This window comes from Limnobacter sp. G6BE5S (assembly GCF_058448965.1).
This window is the reverse complement of sequence record NZ_JBZFLM010000003.1, coordinates 270812-285855: the sequence shown is the minus strand read 5'-3', so window position 1 is coordinate 285855 and position 15044 is coordinate 270812. Positions and strand designations below refer to the sequence as shown.

The following is a 15044-nucleotide window of genomic DNA, read 5'->3' as shown; positions in this document are numbered from 1 at the left end:
ATGAAAAACATTTGTGTGTACTGTGGTTCAAGCTCGGGCAGCCGGGTCGAGTATGCCGAAGGCGCAAGGGCTTTGGCCCAAGCGCTGGTGGCCAACCAGCTGGGGCTGGTCTATGGCGGATCCAATTTGGGCTTGATGGGGGCTGTGGCTGAAGAGGTGTTAAGGCTTGGCGGGCGTGCGGTTGGTGTTATTCCTCAAACACTGGTCACCAAAGAACTGGCTCACCCCGCGCTCACCGAGCTCTATGTAACCCGTGACATGCACGAGCGCAAAGCCATGATGGCGGAATTGTCCGATGGCTTTATCGCCTTGCCCGGTGGCTTGGGAACCTTCGAGGAATTGTTTGAAATCCTGACCTGGGCGCAACTCAGTTTCCACCACAAACCTGTGGGTGTCTTGAATGTAAACGGTTATTACGATGGCTTGCTTTCATTTCTGGACCATGCACATGCAGAGGCTTTTATTCGCCCGCAGCACCGCAACATGCTGATGGCACACACTGATGCCAGCAAGCTTTTGGCAGCGTTCAAGGAATACGAAGCGCCTGCAGTGGTGAAGTGGGTATAAGCACCATGCTTACGATTCGTGATGCCACCTTGGCTGACATGACTGTCGTGCACGCGCTGTACGCGCACTACGTATTGCATGAACTGGCCACCTTCGAGTTGGTGCCTCCCACACTTGAAGAAATGTGTGCACGCTGGCAAGCCATACTGAACACAAAGTTGCCCTACCTGGTTGCCGAAATTGACGCTGAAATTGTGGGGTATGCCTATGCAGCCACTTACAGGCCCAGGCCCGCATATCGATACGCGGTTGAAGACTCGGTGTATTTGTCGCCAAGCCACAAAGGCAAGGGTATCGGCGCGGCTTTGCTAAGCGAGGTCATTCGCCGGTGTGAACTAGGCCCTTGGCGTCAAATGGTGGCCGTCATTACACAAGGGGGCACGGCCGGTTCGGCTGAATTGCACAGCAAGCTGGGTTTCGAAGAAGTAGGGCGCATGCCCAACGTGGGCTACAAATTCAATCGCTGGGTGGGCACACTCATCATGCAGCGTGCTTTGGGCGATGGCGGCAATTCCAGCCCAGTACCAATCTAAAGGACAAATTTTGGAAGTGAACGATTACACCCTGGTTGTGGGGCTGGCTTTTTTGGTGGCAGGTTTTGTGAAAGGTGTGACCGGCATGGGCCTGCCGCCGATTGCTATCGGCTTGATGGCCGTGGTTGTGCCACCCGTGCAGGCGGCTGCATTAATCGTGGTGCCCTCCATGGTGAGCAATGTGTGGCAAATGCTGGTTGGTCCCGGTTTTCTGCAAGCCTTGCGCCGGTTCAGTGCGCTGTTGATCATGGTGTGCATTGGTGCAGCCTTCGGCGTGGGCGTATTAACCGGTAGCACGCCAGCCTATGCCACGCTGGCATTGGGTTTGGTGTTGTTCGTGTACGCCATGTTGGGTTTGTTCAAGTTCAATATGCATGTGAATGCAGGCAATGAACGTTGGGCGTCGCCATTGGTGGGTGGGCTTACCGGCTTTTTGGCTGGGGCAACCGGGGTGTCGTCAGTGCCCTCTGCGCCCTACATGAATTCATTGGGTATGAGCAAAGATGAATTGCTGCAAGCCTTGGGGCTTGTATTCACCGTGGGCACTTTTGCCTTGGCGGTGGGTTTGTATTTCAAAGGGCGGTTCGAACTGGCGGCGGCCTGGGAATCCACTTTGTGCTTGATTCCCACCATGACAGGTGTATTGGCCGGGCAAAAATGCCGAACGCTAATAAGTGCAGAAACATTCAAAACCGTATTTTTTGTAGGCCTACTGGCCTTGGGCGGGTACATGATTGTGCGTGTCGTTTGGCTGTAGGCTGATATACACTGAAAGCCACACAAATGCCTTGGAGTAAAACATGCGGCGCATGCTTCTTGCCCTGTGCGTATCGGCGGGTTTGACTGGTTTGGCGGGCATCGGCCTGGTTCAGGCAGCCCCGATCGCTGCAGAGAAGGCGCTTACCCGATTGAATCAGGAAGTCCAGGTTCAAATGAAAGTTCGCTCCAGCAAACTTCGCACTGATCGTGATGAAGTCGATCTCAATTCACACACCAATTTTCGCGATTCTGCCAACCTGACTGTGGTCATTGATGGCCGTGTCGCCACTTGGTATTCCTATCAAGGTATTCACGACTTGCCAAAATTCTTTTTTGGTAAAACCATTGTGGTGTCAGGTTTGATTGAGCAATTTGCGGATCAAACCCGAATTCTTGTAGTCGACCCAGCCCAAATTCAAATCGTGAAGTAAGCCCATGTATTTGCCCAAGCAGTTTGAGGAAACCTCGGTTCCGGTGTTGTTGAGGGGCTGGAAGGTGAAGGTACTGAGAATGCCCTCCGAATGCGTGATTTGGTGAAGAAAAACCTTTGAGCTTGGCAGGTGTGAGCAATGCCTTCTTCCCGGTTAAAAAGTGGTCAGTGTTTGTGCTGTAAACGGTTTGCTGCGCTAACCTTTCATCACCTCATTCCTAAAAAATTACATCGACGTGCTTTTTACCGAAAAAACTTTGATAAAGAAACTTTGAACAAGGGCGTCAATATTTGCAGGCTTTGTCACGATGGTATTCATGATTTGTATGATGAAATGCGGTTGGCCAAGCAATTTTCAAGCGCCGAAACACTGCTCGCCGATGAAGCCTTGCAAAGGCATTTTGCCTGGGTAGCCAAAAAGAAATAAGGACTTAGCAATGCGGGAAAACCTGTTGTTCCACTGGAACCGAATTCGCGAAAAGCTTTGGGTGAAACCCTTGCTGGTCAGTTTGCTGTCAGTTGCCTTTGCGTTTTTGGCGACATTGGCTGATCAAACCAATGCGTCCGTCTGGGTGCCCGATGTCAGCACTGATTCCATTGAGACTTTGCTGAATTTGGTCACCTCCAGCATGTTGGTTATTGCCATGTTTGCAGTGGGGGCCATGGTGACTGCCTATGCCTCGGCCAGCAATTCCGCCACGCCGCGCGCCTTTTCAGTGGTGTTGGCAGACGACACCTCGCAGAACGCCCTGTCTGTTTTTATCGGCGTGTTCATTTATGGGGCTGTGTCATTGGTGGCCCTTCAGAACGACCTGTACGAGCACGCGGGCCGGTTTGCACTGTTCGTGGTCAGTGTGCTGGTTTTTGCCCTGGTTATCCTCACGTTCATACGGTGGATGGACAGCATTGCCCGCCTTGGTCGCATGGGTAACACCATTGACAAAGTTGAAGTGGCCGTGGCCGCGTCATTTGTCAGCCGGTTAAAGCAACCCTATCTTGGTGGTAAGCCAGGTTCAAATTCCACCACTTTGCAGGGCGTTCCGCTGGTCTTGTCAAAGGTGGGGTATTTGCAACGCGTCGACATGCCGTCGTTGCAAGCCTGTGCTGAAAAATTTGATATCGAAATCGAAATGGTCGTTTTGCCAGGCAAGTTTTGTACGCCGGCTAACCCGGTGGCCTTTATACAGGGCTCACCCCAGCAGCAAATCGATTGCCTGGCTGAATTGGCGGCTGCCTTTTACTTGGCCGATCAGCGAACTTACGACCAAGACCCTAGATTCGGCTTGATTGTTTTGTGCGAGATTGCCTGCCGGGCCTTGTCCCCGGCGGTGAATGATCCCGGCACTGCCATTGACGTGATTGGCACGGCCACACGACTTTTTCATCAATGGGCCAGTGGGGACAACAACCCGGATGACACGGTGGTGTACGACCGCATCAGCGTTCCCTCCATTCGAGAAGTTGACATGTTTGATGATGCTTTCAATGGATTGGCCAGGGATGCAGCGGGCACGGTCGAGGTGTCTATCCGGTTGCAAAAGGCATTTGTTGCCATGGCCGGTTTTGGCAATCCAGCCATTCGCTCGGCTTGCCTGGAGCATTCTCGAAGGGCATTGGCCAGAAATGAGTTGACCATGACTTTGCCCGAAGACATTGAAGCGGTGAGAAGGGCGTCTCTTTGTAAGTAATTTAAATTTATTAAGTAGTTTGTTTTTTTGACGCCACAATTTGAAAACGATTGTTTCATTCGCAATAATTTTACTATTTCACACAGTTCATTGAATTGATTCATGCGATAACGTGTGCTAAGTGTTGCAACGCAAAAAAGCACGCGTCTCGGATTTCTGCCCGAGCTCGTTATTACATAAATCCCTGATTCTGGTGAGTTTGTCTTGATCGTTTCTGATGCCTTTCCCAACCAAAAAGAATCGGAGCGGTTGGCTGATTTATACAGAACTCAACTGTTGGACAGTCCTTCCGAGCCAGAACTGGATGCTTTGGTCAAACTCGGATCTCGGGTGTTCAATGCGGCGTATTGTCTGATTTCTTTGGTTGATCGGGATCGCTTGTGGTTCAAAGCGAAAACCGGATTGAATGTTTGCGAGTCCGATCGAAGCGGTTCATTTTGTACGCACACCATTCAAAGTAGCGAGCCTTACAAAATCCCAGACACATTAACGGACCCCTTGTACAAGTTGAATCCTTTGGTCACAGGCCCGTTGGGGCTCAGATCGTATCTCGGTGTTCCATTGTATTGTTCCGCGGGCTCGCGAATTGGAAGCTTTTGTATTCTCGATGTAACGCCTCGCCAATGGACTGTTTCAGAGGTACAGATCATTGAGAAAATGGGTCGCATGGCCGAATTGTTGCTCCTGAAAAGTAGCCGCTCAAATACGCCTAGAGCCATCCCTGGAACGGAGTTCAACGCTGTTTGGACCCGAGTTCTTGTCAATGACAGCGTGGTAATGGATGAGACCCTTTCGCATTTGCTGGGTTTCCCGAAAGAAACCTCAGTTGTTAAAGACTGGTTTACCAGGCAAGTATTCGACTGTGATCGTGAGCGCGTGCTGGAAGAGAGGTGTAGGGCTTCTGGTGAGCCTTTCAGCTATCAAATGGGTCTGGCCGATGGCACAGTGCTTAAAGTGTGCGAACAGGTAAAAATAGCTGGGCAGGGGGCATCGTTATACAAACGTGGCGAGATGCAAATTCACATCGTGCAGCGTGATGCACCAAAATCGTCGGTGTTGATTATTCCTGATCACTGCGAATTTCACATCTGCCCCGATTACACGGCAAAAGTGGTTGGTGATACCCACAGTTTGGCCTTCCGGCTGCTGGATTTTCTTCACCCAGCCAATATCGCCAGCTTTATTCAGGCTTGCAAGGCAGTACGCGACAATGGTGGGCGGCGCAGTTTAACGCTTCAGCTCAAGAATCATGGTGGTTACTTTCGTACATACACTGTTCAACTAAGTTGGGACGGCGGTGCAGATTCATCCACAGCTGGTGTGTTCCTGGCAGCATTAACTGTTAACTTGCAGTCCCAGAGTATGGATCTGGCCGCTGCTTACAACGCATCGATGTCAAAAGCCTTGTGCGCTCCCGGTTTCTTTTGTCACGGAGCAACTGGTCAAATATACATAGCGCCCGAGCTTCGTAAAACGATTGGCCTTTTGGGCCACGCACCACCTCTGGATGAGGTGCTTGTCGCGCTGGAAATATTCTCTGGGCGTGAGTTGAAGGCCGTTCTTTCGCGATGCCTGGAAAGCTGTTCATCAGAGCGACTTGAATTTAAACGGGAACAATTTGGGCTTACACACTGGTATCAGATCCTGTTAAATGTCGACACCGTACTTGGCGAGAAGCCTAATCTAAGTGTTTTTCTGATTGACGTGACCGAGCCAAGAGCCGCCAGGTTGGACGCTGAAACCAATTCTTTCACTCGAGATTTGATTCTCCAGAATATGAGCGATGGCTTGCTTGAATTCGACAACTCGAACTTGGTGGTTTTTGCCAATTCAGCAGCCCGCAAATGTATTTTGGGTGCTGTAAGTGGTTTTGTTGCTGGCACATCAATACAAACATTGCTTCCCGGGCTGACCCCGGCAGCGCTGTCGAAGGCGCTTTCGGAAATGAGATATCAAGGTGCGTCCGAGTCGTATGAACTGTATGTGCCCACCACCGGTAAACTAATCAAAACAAAGTTTATTCGTGGGCACAACGCGTCTTACTGCGTAATTAATGACGTTACAAGTCAACACAGAAACCAGCAGCAACTGTCCTTTGCCGAGCAGGCACTTGCGCTTAGTGAATCACCCGTTGTTTTGCTTGAATTAAATGCAGAATCCACTGACACGTGTAGTGTTGTGTATGTCAATGATGCATTCGGGAACAGGTTCAATAGAGATCCGGATTCAATATTGAATGCAGATCCCGAATGGTTTGCTGTCGCGACATTTGGATCAAGTGGCGTGCGCAAGTTAACCCAGGCCATTATGAAGTGGCAAAATGCTTCGGTTCAACTCCAGTACCTCGACCCCAACGGGGTGAGCCGCTCGTGTGTTGTTGAGGTTCGCCCTTCGACGGAGGTACGCAGTTCGACGCGCCATGTGCTGTTGGTGTTGCGGGAACCCGGCGCTTACCAATAATTCAAAGGCTGGGCATGTTGTTGGTTCAAGTACCTTGCGTGGAATCCTTGGTACAATCAGGGGCTTAGCTCATCAACACTGCCCCGACGCCTCCACATGCTTGCCCAACAACGAAACACACTGATCGCCGCATTCGAAGCGGCCGCTGCTGCTGCCCTTAATCAGCCCTTCGAGGGCGTGGCGGCGCTGGAAAAGCCCAAAGACGCCAGCCACGGCGATGCAGCCTGCAATTTGGCCATGCAGTTGGCCAAGCCCGCGCGCCGCAACCCACGCGAACTCGCGCAATTGCTGGCCGACCATGTGAAGGCCAATCCGTCATGTGCGGGGCTGGTCGACGCTGTTGAGGTGGCAGGCCCAGGCTTTATCAATATTCGGTTAAGCCAGCAAGCCCGGGTTGCTGTGGTGGCCGAGGTACTGAAGCAAGGTCCGGAATTTGGTAAATCACAGGCCCATGCTGACGAAACTGTACTCATCGAGTTTGTCTCGGCCAACCCCACCGGCCCGCTGCACGTAGGCCATGGTCGCCAGGCTGCATTGGGCGACGCCATGGCGGCAGCCATGCAAACGCAGGGCTGGAAGGTTCACAAAGAGTTCTATTACAACGATGCCGGGGTGCAAATTCAAACCTTGGCGATTTCAGTTCAAGCCCGTGCCAAAGGGTTTAAACCCGGCGATGCTGAATGGCCCGAAAGTGCCTACAACGGCGATTACATTGCCGATATCGCTACTGATTTTCTGGCTGGCCGGGAAGTGCAGGCCGCTGACGGTGAACCAGTGAAAGGCAATGGCAATGTGGAAGACCTGGAGTCAATTCGCGCCTTTGCTGTGGCGTACTTGCGCGCCGAGCAAGACCTGGATTTGCAAGCCTTTGGTGTGAAATTCGATCAGTTTTACCTTGAAAGCTCGCTTTACTCCGAGGGCAAGGTAGAAGACGCAGTGGCGCTGATGGTTGCTTCTGGTAAAACCTTTGAAGAAGGCGGGGCACTGTGGTTGCGCTCGACTGATTACGGCGATGACAAAGACAGGGTCATGCGCAAATCCGAAGGTGGTTACACCTACTTTGTGCCCGATGTGGCCTATCACATCCAGAAATTCAAGCGCGGCTTTGGCAAGGTAATCAATGTGCAGGGCACCGACCACCACGGCACCATTGCCCGCGTGCGCGCTGGCTTGCAGGCATGCAATGTGGGTGTTCCGCAGGGCTACCCCGATTACGTACTGCACAAAATGGTCACTGTCATGAAGGGCGGTCAGGAAGTGAAAATTTCCAAGCGTGCCGGCAGTTATGTCACCGTGCGCGACCTGATTTGCTGGTCGGGCGGGGTGGATGAAAGCCAGCCTATGCTGGAACAGCCAGAGGCGCTCGTCAAAGGCCGCGACGCCGTGCGTTTTTTCCTGGTCAGCCGCAAAGCCGACACCGAGTTCGTGTTCGATGTTGATCTGGCCTTGGCCCAATCCGATGAAAACCCGGTGTATTACGTGCAGTATGCCCATGCCCGGATTCATTCCATTCTCGATCAGGCCGAAGTGGATTTGGCAACGGTTCACAGCGCCAATTTGGCCCTTCTGGGTGCGCCATCTGAACTTGCTTTGCTCAGAACGTTGGTTTCTTACCCGGACATTTTGTCCAAGGCTGCCGATGAGTTGGCGCCACACCACATCGCTTTTTACCTTCGTGAGCTGGCTGGCGCATTCCATACTTTCTACAATGCCGAGCGAGTGCGCATCGACGACCTGGCCTTGAAAACCGCGCGTGTAGCCTTGCTCGTGGCTGTGGCGACCGTGTTGGCGAACGGCCTGGCGGTTTTGGGTGTTTCCGCGCCCAAACGGATGTAACCGGGTTCTGGCGATTTTGGCTCAAAACCCTTGTCGAATAAGGGTTTTGAGCTGAGTTTGAGGAGTCCTCACTCTAGGCGCAGGTGCCTGGTTTTTGGTACCATAAAAGGCTAAGCAGTCTAAAGGTTTTGCATGAACGCACCCGTCGAATTAAACACATTGAAACCCTCTGCCGGCGAAACCGCTCGCCTGCGGGAAATTCCATACAACTACACCTCGTTTTCGGACCGTGAAATCGTGATCCGTTTACTGGGCGAGTCGGCCTGGAACATTCTTCAAGAGTTGCGCCAGGAAAGAAAAACTGGCCGTTCAGCACGCATGCTGTTTGAGGTATTGGGCGACATCTGGGTGGTGCGCCGCAACCCGTATTTGCAAGACGACCTGCTCGACAATCCCAAGCGCCTGACTGCGCTGATCGAAGCTTTGTTTCACCGCCTGGGCGAAATTGACGCCCGTCGGGTGGAAGTGAAAGAAGCCGCGGTCGAAACGGATACAGACAATCGCAGTGCCAAGGTTCGTGAATTACTCACCGTGGCCGAAAAAGCAGTATTCGAGTTTCAGCGTGAGCTGGAAGCCATGGCCATTTTGCGTGGTCGTGCCCGCAAGGTGTTGGGTGAACACACAGCGAAAGACAACATCAAGTACGACGGTCTGTCGCGTGTTTCCCACGTAACTGACGCCACCGACTGGCGCGTAGAGTACCCGTTTGTGGTGCTCACCCCCGACCGCGAATCTGAAATTCCTGGTTTGGTCAAAGCCTGTATCGACTTGGGTCTCACCATTATTCCACGTGGAGGCGGCACGGGTTACACCGGTGGCGCGGTGCCACTCACGGCCTTGTCGGCCATCATCAACACCGAAAAGCTGGAAGAACTTGGCCAAGTCAAAATGGAAGTGTTGCCTGGTCTTTCTGAGGAATACGCAACCGTGTTTTCGGGTGCGGGTGTGGTCACCAAGCGCGTATCGGAAGCGGCTGAAGCCGCTGGTCGTGTGTTTGCAGTTGACCCCACATCGGCCGAAGCCAGCTGTATTGGCGGCAACGTGGCCATGAATGCGGGCGGCAAAAAAGCCGTGTTGTGGGGTACTGCGCTCGATAACCTGGCGTGGTGGAGAATGGTCGACCCACAGGGCGACTGGCTTGAGGTGACTCGAGTCAACCACAACCTGAGCAAAATTCACGACGCACCCCAGGCCGATTTTGACCTGGTGTGGTCCGATGGCCGCCTGGCACCGAATGCCAAAATTCTGAAAACCGAACGCCTTACCGTTGAGGGCGCACGCTTCCGCAAAGTGGGTTTGGGCAAAGACGTGACCGACAAGTTTCTGGCCGGATTGCCCGGTATCCAGAAAGAAGGCTGCGATGGCTTGATCACATCGGCCAAGTGGATTTTGCACCGCATGCCCAAACACACCCGCACGGTGTGTCTGGAGTTTTACGGCCAGGCCCGCGACGCAGTGCCTTCAATTGTCGAAATCAAGAACTACCTCGATACCGAGGGCAAAGCCATGGGCGCCATTTTGGCGGGCCTTGAGCACCTCGACGAGCGCTATTTGCGCGCGGTGAAATACAGCCCCAAGTCCAAGCGTGGCGCTTTCCCGAAAATGGTGTTGTTTGGCGACATTGTGGGCGACGATGAAAATGCAGTGGCCCAAGCGGCTTCTGAAGTGGTTCGCCTGTCCAACGGCCGCGCAGGTGAAGGTTTTGTGGCAGTTAGCCCCGAAGCCCGCAAGAAGTTCTGGCTTGACCGCGCCCGCACCGCCGCCATTGCGCGCCACACCAACGCCTTCAAAATCAACGAAGACGTGGTTATTCCCCTGCCGCGCATGGGCGAATACACCGATGAAATCGAGCGAATCAACATTGAATTGTCGATTCGCAACAAACTGAAACTGGTTGCAGCGCTTCGAGCCTTTTTTGAGAAGCCCTTGACCCTGGGCAAAACCGACGAAGTGGATTCCACCAAGTTGTCGACTGAAGACCTGGTGGGCGACCGTGTTGGCCGCGCCGTTGAGTTGCTTGAAGGCGTGCATGAGCGCTGGAGCTGGCTGCTGGGCAATATGAACATGCCTTTGGCACAAGCCAATGCAGTGTTGAAAACAATTGGTTTGGGTCATCTGGATGCCGCGCTTGAAAAGCGTTTGGCAGATCAACCTGAAGCGACCGTGTTCGATGTGTTGCAAGATCGCACCATTCGGGTTAGCTGGAAAACCGAACTGCGCCACAACCTGAACCGCATTTTTGAAGGCGGTGTGTTTGTGCCCGTGATGGAAGAATGCAAAGCCATTCACAAGCAGGTACTGCGCGGTCGTTTGTTCGTGGCGCTGCACATGCATGCTGGCGACGGCAATGTGCACACGAACATTCCGGTGAATTCTGACGACTACGAAATGTTGCGTGAAGCGGAACACACCGTTGACCGCATCATGCAAATTGCCCGGAATCTGGACGGTGTTATTTCCGGTGAGCACGGTATTGGCATTACCAAGTACCAGTACCTCACCAAAGAGGAATTGCAGCCGTTCCAGGATTACAAGCAGCGCATCGACCCGGAAGGTCGTTTCAACAAGGGCAAGCTGTTGCCCGGCGGTGATTTGGCCAATGCCTACACGCCCAGCTTCAACTTGATGGGCCATGAAAGCCTGATCATGAGCCAAAGCGACATTGGCTCAATTGCAGATTCCGTGAAAGATTGTCTGCGTTGCGGCAAGTGCAAGCCCGTGTGTTCTACCCACGTGCCGCGTGCCAATTTGCTGTACAGCCCACGCAACAAAATTCTGGCCACCTCTTTGCTGGTCGAAGCCTTCTTGTATGAAGAACAAACCCGCCGTGGTGTGTCCATCAAGCATTGGGAAGAATTCGAAGACGTGGCCGACCACTGCACGGTGTGCCACAAGTGTTTAACGCCATGCCCGGTCGATATCGATTTTGGCGATGTGTCCATGAACATGCGCGCCCTTTTGCGCAAGCTGGACAAGAAAAGCTTCAACCCCGGCACTGCCTTGGCCATGACTTTCCTGAATGCGAAAGACCCGGCCACCATCAAAGCCATGCGTGTGGGCATGACAGGCATTGGTTACAAGCTGCAGCGTGGCGCCTACAAAGTGGCGAAGTCGCTGGGTATGTTGAACAAGCAAATCGCCAAGCCGCCTGCCACGGTGGGCAAGGCACCACTTCGTGAGCAGGTGATTCACTTCATCAACAAGCCCATGCCTGGTGGTTTGCCCAAGAAAACCGCACGTGCCTTGCTTGATATTGAGAACAGCGATTACGTGCCGGTGATTCGCAACCCGAAAACCACGCAGGCTGACACTGAAGCGGTGTTCTATTTCCCTGGTTGCGGTTCTGAACGTTTGTACAGCCAGGTGGGTTTGGCCACGCAGGCCATGTTGTGGAATGTGGGCGTGCAAACTGTGCTGCCTCCTGGTTACCTGTGCTGTGGTTACCCGCAGCGTGGGGCAGGGCAGTACGACAAAGCCGAGAAAATGATCACCGACAACCGCGTGCTGTTTCACCGCGTTGCCAACACCTTGAACTATCTTGACATTAAAACCGTGGTGGTGAGCTGTGGCACCTGTTACGACCAGTTGCAGGGTTATGAGTTCGAGAAAATTTTCCCTGGCTGCCGCATCATCGACATCCACGAATTCCTGATGGAAAAAGGCGTGACGCTGGACAATGTGACGGGTACGAAGTACATGTACCACGACCCTTGCCACACACCCATGAAAACCTACGACCCGCTGAAGGTTGTGAACCAGTTGATGAACAGCGAGTTGCAGGGCCAGAACATCACCAAGAATGATCGCTGCTGTGGCGAATCGGGCACCTTTGGTGTTTCGCGCCCCGACGTGGCCACGCAGGTCCGCTTCCGCAAGGAAGAGGAAATGCGCAAGGGTGCGGAAAAGGTGCGAGAAAACGCACCACAGGCCGATGTGAAAATTCTGACCAGCTGCCCATCCTGCTTGCAGGGTTTGAGCCGCTACAGCGACGATGCCAATTTGCAAGCAGATTACATTGTGGTTGAAGTTGCCAAGCATGTGCTGGGTCAGGACTGGTTGCAAAACTACGTGAAAGACGCCAACGACGGCGGCATTGAGCGCATCCTTGTCTAATTGCCCCCTGTGTGCCACACCGGGCGGCGATTGGGTGTTCAATTGCAGCAAATTTCGGGTGATCGAGGCCGTGGATGCCGATTACCCCGGCTTTCTGCGCTTGATCTGGAACGACCATGTTCGCGAGTTTTCTGACCTGAGTCGGGAAGATCGGATGCTGTGTATGGACGCGGTGGTATTGCTTGAGCAATTCGTGTTGCGCGTATTCAAGGCCGACAAAGCCAATATTGCTACGCTTGGCAATGTGGTGCCCCATTTGCATTGGCATGTCATTCCGCGTTTTACCGACGACAAACACTTTCCTGCTCCGGTGTGGGCTGTGGCCAAGCAGGGTGTTTCCTTGTCGCCCCGGCAGCAGTTGGTGCTTGATTCAAAGCCCAAGTGGATGCTGGCATTGCGGGCTGAGTTGCTGGCGGCGTTTCCTGGCGTAGCGAACATGTAATTAAGGCCTGGCTAGGTTAGGCTCACGCACAACGTGAGCCTAACCTAGCCAGGCCTGTTGATTGCGCGCTCAGCAACCGAATTGGTGGTTTGCGGTAAAGCTACACGTCGCTTCGCTCAAACAGTCGTCGCTTCGGAAACGGCAGGTTTTGAAGCCGCACCAGCCTTCGCCAGTGGCAGCAGAATCGTAAATGTACTGCCCGCATTCGGCCGGCTTTGAATGTCCAGTTCACCATCGTGGCGTTGCACCACATGCTTCACAATCGCCAAGCCCAAGCCAGTACCACCGCTTTCGCGTGAACGGCTGCGGTCCACACGGTAAAAGCGCTCAGTCAGTCGTGGAATGTGTTCTGCCGATACACCAATGCCAGTGTCTTTCACAACAAACGTTGCACAGGGTTTTCCAATCTCGTTTTCTGTCTTGCGCAAACTGATGGAAATTTTTCCATGCGCGGGTGTGTAACGCACAGCATTGGTCACGATATTCGAGAAGGCGCTGAAAATCTCGGCTGAATTGCCGAAACCCATTAAACCCTTGTCAACATCCACCGAAATATCGTGCTTTCCGGCGGAAAGTTGTTGGGCTTCATCACCTGTTTTCTGGGCAATTCCACTCAAATCAACTGGTTCGCCACCTTCACCCGCATTGGGCGATGATTCAAGCGCCGACAAAGCCAGCAGGTCTTCCACCAGGTTCTGCATGCGGTTGGCCTGGGTGTACATCAAATTCAGGTATTCGGTTTGTTGTTCTTTGCTCAATGGCAAATCACGAAATGTTTCCAGAAAACCGCTGAGCACGGTCAGTGGCGTTTTCAGTTCATGCGACACATTGGCAATGAAGTCCCGACGCATGCGTTCCAGTTTTTCAACCTGGGTTACATCGCGGGAAAGTACCAGCATTTGCTGGTCACCATAGCTGACCAACTGTACCGACAATACTTTGCTGCGGCTGCGTGGGGCGGTCATGATCAGGGGTTGTTCCCAAGAGCGGCTGCGTATGTATTTCGAGAAATTGGGATTTCGAACCAGGTTAATCAGGGGCTGGCCAATGTCGCTGCCCAGTTTCAATCCCAGGTGGTCTTGCGCTGTGTCGTTACACCAGGAAATGTGACCTTCGGAATCGAGCGTAACAACGCCATCGGGCAAGGCCTGTGCGGCGGTTCTGAAAGAGACCAAGGCATTGGTCAGTGCCTGTTGCTGGCGCTGGTGCAAGCGCAGGTAGCGGAACAGTTTCGCCGCGAGGTCGTCCCACCAACTGGAAACCTCGGGCACGTTTTCGACTTTGAAGTCATCCAGCCAGGCAATAATGCGCAGGCCCGAGCGCACGTGGAGCGCATAGACCAGTAGCGAGGCCAAAATAGAACCAGCCACCGCGCCCGTGGGCCCGGCAACCATTTGGCCCACGATGGCAGCTGCACCCAGCACCATGGCCAATAGTATGAGTCGAAAAAAGATGAACGTCATAGGTGCGTATTCTAGGGGAATATCCCGTCGGGGGGAGCCCTTAGTTTAGTGCACCTTCATTTTGCGTTGCGGTAAAGCGGTAGCCTGCACCACGAACTGTTTCAATCAGGCGGTCATGCCCGGAAATAGTCAATGCCTGGCGCAAGCGTCGAATGTGTACATCTACCGTGCGCTCTTCTACAAACACATGGTCGCCCCACACCTGGTCGAGCAGTTGGGTACGGCTGTGTACGCGCTCGGGGTGGGTCATGAAAAAGTGCAGCAAGCGGAATTCGGTGGGGCCCATGTCGATAATTTTGTCATGGCCCATGATGCGGTGCGTCACCGGGTCCAGCTTCAGGCCATGTACTTCCACAATATCGTCGGTCAGCTGGGGCGCACGGCGGCGCAATACTGCCTTAATCCGGGCCAGCAACTCCTTGGGCGAGAAAGGCTTGGTAATGTAATCGTCTGCACCTGCTTCCAGGCCGTCTACTTTGTCCTGTTCTTCTGTGCGGGCAGTTAGCATAATGACCGGCACGTGGCGTGTGCGCTCGTGGCCGCGCAACTCGTGTGCAAACTGAATGCCGGTTTTGCCTGGCAACATCCAGTCTAGCAACACCAAGTCAGGCAATTCAGCTGTAATCAGGGTTTTTGCCTGGTCCGCATCGGCGGCCCGCAGCACTTTGTGCCCAGCAAAGCTCAGGTTGACGGCAATCAGTTCTGCAATCGCGGGTTCATCTTCAACAACTAGGATGGTGCTGGACATCTCGT

At 53.4% G+C, this 15044-nt stretch carries 12 protein-coding genes and 1 pseudogene; 11 read left to right on the top strand and 2 right to left on the bottom strand.

All coding sequences use genetic code 11. The annotated features are described in order from the left end of the window. From ACVL1J_RS07065 to ACVL1J_RS07015, 11 genes and pseudogenes are all read left to right on the top strand, one after another. Complete coding sequence (locus tag ACVL1J_RS07065) at positions 1-567, top strand: LOG family protein (RefSeq protein ID WP_341236789.1); 567 nt, start codon at positions 1-3, stop codon at positions 565-567. A 5-nt stretch (positions 568-572) separates the two neighbouring features. Then, a complete protein-coding gene (locus tag ACVL1J_RS07060; protein ID WP_341236790.1) occupies positions 573-1100 on the top strand; it encodes a GNAT family N-acetyltransferase in 528 nt (175 codons plus the stop codon). A gap of 16 nt (positions 1101-1116) precedes the next feature. Then, entirely contained in the window at positions 1117-1857 is a 741-nt protein-coding gene (locus ACVL1J_RS07055; protein WP_341236791.1) for a sulfite exporter TauE/SafE family protein, read from the top strand. Positions 1858-1900: 43 nt separating this feature from the next. Further along, positions 1901-2290 carry a hypothetical protein gene (locus ACVL1J_RS07050; protein WP_341236792.1) on the top strand — a complete coding sequence of 130 codons (390 nt, stop codon included), beginning with the start codon at positions 1901-1903 and terminating at the stop codon, positions 2288-2290. A 138-nt stretch (positions 2291-2428) separates the two neighbouring features. After that, positions 2429-2716 carry a hypothetical protein gene (locus ACVL1J_RS07045; protein ID WP_341236793.1) on the top strand — a complete coding sequence of 96 codons (288 nt, stop codon included), beginning with the start codon at positions 2429-2431 and terminating at the stop codon, positions 2714-2716. A 10-nt stretch (positions 2717-2726) separates the two neighbouring features. Beyond that, complete coding sequence (locus tag ACVL1J_RS07040) at positions 2727-3977, top strand: DUF2254 domain-containing protein (RefSeq protein WP_341236794.1); 1251 nt, start codon at positions 2727-2729, stop codon at positions 3975-3977. 204 nt (positions 3978-4181) lie between these two features. Further along, positions 4182-4643 (top strand): annotated as a pseudogene (locus ACVL1J_RS07035) (GAF domain-containing protein); the annotation flags it as partial. Then, positions 4644-6437, top strand: a complete 1794-nt coding sequence (locus tag ACVL1J_RS07030) for a PAS domain-containing protein (protein WP_341236795.1) — start codon at positions 4644-4646, stop codon at positions 6435-6437. A gap of 96 nt (positions 6438-6533) precedes the next feature. Then, positions 6534-8273, top strand: a complete 1740-nt coding sequence (gene argS, locus ACVL1J_RS07025) for an arginine--tRNA ligase (protein ID WP_341236796.1) — start codon at positions 6534-6536, stop codon at positions 8271-8273. Between the two features lie 132 nt (positions 8274-8405). Continuing rightward, positions 8406-12386: a DUF3683 domain-containing protein gene (locus ACVL1J_RS07020; RefSeq protein WP_341236797.1), complete on the top strand. Its 3981-nt coding sequence runs from the start codon at positions 8406-8408 to the stop codon at positions 12384-12386. Next, positions 12379-12828: an HIT family protein gene (locus tag ACVL1J_RS07015; protein WP_341236798.1), complete on the top strand. Its 450-nt coding sequence runs from the start codon at positions 12379-12381 to the stop codon at positions 12826-12828. The genes ACVL1J_RS07020 and ACVL1J_RS07015 overlap by 8 nt, the downstream gene beginning before the upstream one ends. Before the next feature lie 116 nt (positions 12829-12944). Here the strand turns inward: ACVL1J_RS07015 and phoR are convergent, their stop codons facing one another. Then, positions 12945-14291: a phosphate regulon sensor histidine kinase PhoR gene (gene phoR, locus ACVL1J_RS07010; protein WP_341236799.1), complete on the bottom strand. Its 1347-nt coding sequence runs from the start codon at positions 14289-14291 to the stop codon at positions 12945-12947. A 40-nt stretch (positions 14292-14331) separates the two neighbouring features. After that, on the bottom strand, positions 14332-15039 hold the full coding sequence (gene phoB / locus ACVL1J_RS07005) for a phosphate regulon transcriptional regulator PhoB (protein ID WP_008250307.1): 708 nt from the start codon (positions 15037-15039) through the stop codon (positions 14332-14334). Positions 15040-15044 lie beyond the last annotated feature (5 nt).